Here is a 5,490-nt window from a genome sequence, read left to right as displayed (position 1 = left end):
GTGTGAACGATAGCCCAGTCTATTTCATCGTAGCTGTGGACCATGATGTTTCGAAACCCTACGGCTTTCTTCATCCGGCTGGCCAGTTCAGAATCGATTAGCCCGCCGCTGGCGAGGACGTCAAAGGTTTGGCCTATGGTCTTGGGCACCGGGTAATCGCCGTGCTCGGCTAGCCAGTGTGCCGCGAGGTCGATACAGAGTTGCACGGCTCGGGTGAGATTCAAAGAGACGATGTCCTGGGAATCGGGGTCGTTTTGTAATGCCTCAACCGTAGAGGGCAGTCGGGTACGGACGCGGTCCAGGCAACGACGTAGGGATTCAACTTTCTGGTCGACTACGGCTCTATCCATGCTTTTCGGCGCTCTTGAAGAATGCGTTGCTGGTAACCGGCAAAATCTTCCTGAAGCATGATGCTTTTAAACAGAAGGTCTCCTTTTGCTTCGGTGCCGCCACGTACCATGATGCCTTTTTCGACAATCTCACCCAGCAAGGGATGCCCAACGTCCCGCAGGTCTATCAGATCTATCGGGCGGCCCGTTTGGATTGCCAGGTCTGCGATCAGCTTCATTTTCTGTGTGGCGGTGATGATTGCAGGCAGTTGTACACCCAAGTCCAAGTCCAAGTCACTGTCAGGGTGATCCGCACCTTCCGCCAGTGAGCCAAACAGCACGGCGATGCTTATTTCCGGCCAATCGGTTAACGCTGTTTGAATTTGTTTGATCGTGTCGGATAAAGGCATGGAGTCTAGGCCGGTTGGGTTTGTGGTTAGTGTAGCGGGATGTGGACTGACGCGAAACACGGGAAGACGCGGGACATTAATACACGCGGGACATGGACTGACGCAGGACATTAAAAGACGAGAAACAATAAAAGACGTGGAACACCGTAAGACGTTCTTGCGTCAGTCCATGTCCTGCGTCAGTTCGTGTTCCACGTCATTTCCTGTCCTGCGTCTCTAACACGCTCCTTCTTTCCAAGTCAGCTAGTACGGCTCTTGCGCAAGCAATTAAGCTTGGCTGGTATGTGTGCGCTGCTTCTAGCGCGTTGGCCAGTATTTCTGGAACCTCAATATACTCATGTACCATTTGGTTGCGGAGTTGGCGGATCATCAGCCATTGATCGGCAGATTCCAGTATGCCGAGCCTTTCGGCTCTGTCGAGGTTGTCTATGGCAGCGCCCGGTTGCTCGCCCAGGGCTATAAGCCAGTTGGGTAGCAATTTGTCGCCAACGGTGTCCTGTAGGCGGCAAAAACGGCTGGTGTAGGCCTCTACCCTTTCTGCAAAAGGTTCGTCGGTGGCCATACTGCGTACTTTGTCGACGGTAATAGGTTCGGCAAAGGCGCGCTGTTCCGAGTAGGTTAAGTGCTGTATCTCTTTATTGACTACTCGGGCCAGGAAGCTCAAGCGCTGTAAAAGGGCTTCATTGTGCGGGTTGTTCACAACAAGGCCCCCTGTTCTCTGGCTATCCGATGAATGGGTTGGTCTGGCAGGTTGGGGGCACTAAGGACAACATCGACCTTACGACCACCTAAGGCGCGCATCACGGCCACACTGACGGTTGCGGCGGTTTCTGCGGGGTTGGCTAGCGGGTAGATAAGTTCAATCAGCAGGTCTACGTCCCCGCCCCTGGCGTTGTCATCCAACCGCGAGCCGAACAACAGCACCCTCGCGTCAGAGCCCAGATTCTCTTCTACGATTCGGTGGATTGACTGTTTCTGGAGCGGTGTTAGGCGCATTGGCTTTGTCTTTTGCGGTTTGGTGTGAGTTTAGCAAAACATTGACTGACGTAGGGTATTAAAAGACGCAAAACAGTTAAAGACGTGGAACATGCACTGACGCAGGACATGAAGGGACGTAAAACACTAAAAGACGTTGAACACCGAAAGACGCTCTTGCGTCAGTTGATGTTTCGCGTCTCTTCTTGTTCCACGTCATTTCCTGTCCTGCGTCCCTTCATGTTTCGCGTCATCCCGTGTTCCGCGTCAGTTCCTGTCCTGCGTCTCGTTCGGCAGGTTCCGCTTTAGCCATTCCAGTGCTTGCGGGTTGCTTCGCCAGTGGCGCCGGTTTAGCTCCCAGTAGGTTTCGATGTCCTGGAATTCGTCTTCTTCGGGCAGTAGCGGGGCGTTAACGTCTAGCCTCAGGTCATGCAGGGCTTTGGGGTTGGTTTGGTTCAGTTTGTGCAGTATCTCGAAGGCTTTGGTGAAGTCGCCCTGGGTGGCGTGCAGTTGCATTAGGCTGAGGGAGAGTTCCGGGGTGCTTTCTATCCGGTACCGTTTTATCAGCGCCTTTAGTTCTTTCGGTTTGTTGTGTTCGGCGTAAAGGCTGGCGAGCTGGATGCGCACGGCGGTCTGGTCACCGGGGTTGATGGCCAGAAACCCTTTGCCCAGGTTCATGGCCATGTCGCCCTGCCCCATACTGCGCAGATCAAACAGGTGCTCGCGGGTCAGCAAAGCGGCGGCATCGGCATTGAGGGTGCGCCGGTTTAGGGTGGCTTTGCCGTTCAGGGTTTGAACCAGGGTGTTGAGGTATAGGTTGATTTGGGCGATGAGCGCAGGCAACGCATCGGTTGAAGCCACTGGCTCACCGGCCAGGAGCGGGCGTTCCTGTAGCAGGCGGTACAGTGTCCACAGTACGGTGGCGTTGCCCAGCAAGCCGGGGTAGGCCTGAAGTAGGTGCAGCCAGTTGGCTTCGGGGTCTGTCCAGGTGCGTTCGATATCGGGCAGTTCAACCATCAGGTGCAGGCGGTTTACTTTGCCGCCGGGCGGGGCTGTTTCGGGGAGGTATATTTCATTCAGGAACTGCCGAGCAGCTTTGGTTAGGTTAGCGCGCGTTTTGATGGAGCTTTCGCTGTTTTTCAGTTTTGAGAACGTATCCGATACCTCGGGCGGTGCCTGCACCAGCACATCATGTAGCTGTGCTTCCCGGTCGAGCATAACTGCCCCACCCTCGCTGCTTGCCTGGGGGTCATCTTGCCAGTCGGGAACCGCCGCTTTGCCCTGTGTTACCAGGGCCTGCAGAAAGTTGGCCCAGTGGTGGTCTGGCCCGTAGCGCTTTTCAAGCTTCACCTGCCACCAGCGGGCCCGGGCTTTGAGTTCGGCATCGGTGCCGGTGAAGGCCAGTATGCTCAGCTCGGTCAGCGGCATTTCTTCCTGGTTTGGGTCTTCCCGCATGGCTTTGGTTAGGTAGTGTCGGGACGCCTCGGGTTCGTTGGAATCCATGCATCGCATGGCCAGGCGTTGGAACAATAAAGACCGGATGCTCGGTGCTTTTGCCTTGCTGGCCAGGTGTTCCAGCCGTTGCCGGCGTTCGGTACCGGTTACGGTTTCGGCCAGGGCGTCGAGCCCATAAGCCAGGCAGACCTGATCGCGGTTTTTCAGGGTGGCTACAGAGTCATAAAGCGGCTGAGCCAGGGCGTTGGCTTCGGTATAGAGCCCGCGCTGCATGCAATGCAACAGCATGCTTTCACGCAACGGGTTGGGTATATCGGGGCGGGTGGCCAGGGCGTTCCAGTGGTTGGGGCCAAACGCGGCCATGGCCAGCATGACCAGGGCATCGACCGGTGGCGGCGGTATCTCTCCCGCTCTGGCGCAACAGTGTTTGTATTTTTTGCCGGACCCACAGTCGCAAGGGTCGTTGCGCCCCGGCGTTGGGGCCGAACCGCTGCTGAAGCCCCTGGCCGGTAACGGCATGGCGTAATAAATGGCGGTGGCCAGGCGGCTGGCTTCTGTTTCGTCGAGGCCAGGATTGGTCGCATCGCCCATTAAAAGGGGCTTGGCGCTGGTTTTAAAGGTTTCCAGGTTTTCATGGATAAACAAGTCGGCCAGCGCTGGCGCGAGGGATTCCAGATTGTGTTGGGTGAGTTGGTTCATCGTATTTCAATTTTGTTATGTTGATGGGACGTAGGGTATTGAAAGACGTGGAACAGTAAAAGTCGTAGGACACCGAAAGACGCTAAACATTGAAAGACGCTCTTGTGTCAGTTCGAGTCCTGCGTCAGTCCATGTCTTGCTTCTCTTCATGTTCCACGTCAGTTCGTGTCCTGCGTCTGTCCGTGTCCTACGTCATTTCATGCCGCCGGCTCATGAGGGCGTGCTGTCAAGTCAACGCCCAGAGCACGCATCACTGTCAGCATTGTCTTCAATGTTGGATTGCCTTGCTCACTAAAGGAGCGATACAGTTGCTCCCTTGAAAGCCCTGTCTCACGGGCCAATTGAGTCATGCCTTTGGCTCGCGCCACTACTCCCAAGGCCTTTGCGATATAAGCCGAATCTCCGGTTTCCAGTGCGTCGGCTAGAAAAATGGCGATAGCTTCCTCACTCTCCAAAGCCGCTGCCGGGTCGTAGTCGTATATTTTGTCTATCATACTGCCTCCCACTCTGCCGCTAGTCGGTAAGCTGTGGCTATGTCACTTTGCTGAGTGCTTTTATCGCCACCGCACAATAGTATGAGGATTTCACTACCCCGCTGCTTGAAATAAACGCGGTAGCCAGGCCCATGGTGAATACGCAATTCACTGACGCCCTGCCCAACTGGCTTTACATCCCCAGTAAGGCCATTGGCCACCCGAAACACTCGCGCTGCGATCAATGCTTTAGCACGTTGATCACGCAGTTTGCGCTCCCATTTCCGATAGGTTTCCGTTTGTTTGAAATCAAGCATTGTTTGGATTGTAGTTTATTAACTACATTCATGCAATGAAGGGACGTGGGACAGTAAAAGACGTGGGACATTGACTGACGCAGAACATTAGGGGACGTAAAACACTAAATGACGTAGAACACCGAAAGACGCAGGACATTAAGGGACGCGGGACATTGACTGACGCAGGACATTAAAAGACGCTCTTGCGTCAGCTAGTGTCCTGCGTCCCTTCTTGTTTCGCGTCAGTTCATATCCTGCGTCCTTTCAAGCCTCATATCCCTGCCTAGCTCGCACTGTCTTGCAGGTCTGAAAAGTTGGTAATTTTTACTATTCCGTCTGGGAACTTTGCTGTTACCTCGAGCTCGCCTCCCATGGCTTCTATGTGGCTGCGTAGGGTTGAGATGTACATGTCTGTTCTCTTCTCTAGCTTGGCTATGGCGGGTTGTTGCACGTGTAAGACCTCCGCCAGCATTTTTTGGGATAGCCCCCGGGCTTGACGCAGTTCGTTAAGAGGCATCTCAGCCATCATCGCTTTTGTGATGGCAGTGGCTTTATCTTGGGCCTCTGGGGAGAGCTCGGCTTTCAGTTGGTCGAATTTCCTGGCCATGTGATCATTCCTCTTTCTTCAATTGCTCAAGGTGCTCAATGCGGGCTGTGAGCTCGAAGCTTAAAGCTCAAAACTCATCGCCGTTGCGATATGGATCACAAGGTTTCAGTTTGCCACTGGACCCTTGCGTTCAGTTCTCTACAGTCACCCCCTGTTCACACAACAGCGGGCCATAGGGATGACCAGCCAGTTTGACACCGGGTTCCGGGAAGAGCCCTTCGCAGTCAGTGCCGAGCCGATAGA

The 5,490-nt window shown here is 54.6% G+C and carries 8 protein-coding genes; all 8 read right to left on the bottom strand.

What is annotated here, in order from left to right; translation table 11 throughout:
- Positions 1-350, bottom strand: a 350-nt coding sequence (gene hepT, locus G565_RS26595; RefSeq protein WP_028672431.1) for a type VII toxin-antitoxin system HepT family RNase toxin, incomplete at its 3' end; no start/stop codon positions are given.
- Entirely contained in the window at positions 335-739 is a 405-nt protein-coding gene (gene mntA, locus G565_RS0120155) for a type VII toxin-antitoxin system MntA family adenylyltransferase antitoxin (RefSeq protein ID WP_028672430.1), read from the bottom strand. The genes hepT and mntA, both read right to left, overlap by 16 nt.
- A 196-nt stretch (positions 740-935) precedes the next feature.
- Positions 936-1,439, bottom strand: a complete 504-nt coding sequence (locus G565_RS0120150) for a hypothetical protein (RefSeq protein WP_028672429.1) — start codon at positions 1,437-1,439, stop codon at positions 936-938.
- Positions 1,436-1,735, bottom strand: coding sequence for a nucleotidyltransferase domain-containing protein (locus tag G565_RS0120145; RefSeq protein ID WP_028672428.1), 300 nt, complete (start codon positions 1,733-1,735; stop codon positions 1,436-1,438). The genes G565_RS0120150 and G565_RS0120145 overlap by 4 nt, the downstream gene beginning before the upstream one ends.
- A 246-nt stretch (positions 1,736-1,981) precedes the next feature.
- Positions 1,982-3,868 (bottom strand): YecA/YgfB family protein, encoded by a 1,887-nt coding sequence (locus G565_RS26930; RefSeq protein ID WP_028672427.1) that lies wholly within the window; start codon positions 3,866-3,868, stop codon positions 1,982-1,984.
- A 197-nt stretch (positions 3,869-4,065) separates the two neighbouring features.
- The gene (locus G565_RS0120135; protein ID WP_028672426.1) at positions 4,066-4,362 is read right to left on the bottom strand and encodes an addiction module antidote protein; all 297 of its coding nucleotides are present in this window, start codon (positions 4,360-4,362) and stop codon (positions 4,066-4,068) included.
- On the bottom strand, positions 4,359-4,658 hold the full coding sequence (locus G565_RS0120130) for a type II toxin-antitoxin system RelE/ParE family toxin (RefSeq protein ID WP_028672425.1): 300 nt from the start codon (positions 4,656-4,658) through the stop codon (positions 4,359-4,361). The genes G565_RS0120135 and G565_RS0120130 overlap by 4 nt, the downstream gene beginning before the upstream one ends.
- 265 nt (positions 4,659-4,923) lie before the next feature.
- A complete protein-coding gene (locus G565_RS0120125) occupies positions 4,924-5,247 on the bottom strand; it encodes an XRE family transcriptional regulator (RefSeq protein WP_028672424.1) in 324 nt (107 codons plus the stop codon).
- Between the last annotated feature and the right edge of the window lie 243 nt (positions 5,248-5,490).

This window comes from Saccharospirillum impatiens DSM 12546 (assembly GCF_000423605.1).
In the GTDB taxonomy this organism is placed as follows: Bacteria; Pseudomonadota; Gammaproteobacteria; order Pseudomonadales; family Natronospirillaceae; genus Saccharospirillum; species Saccharospirillum impatiens.
This window is presented reverse-complemented; position numbering and strand designations above follow the sequence as displayed.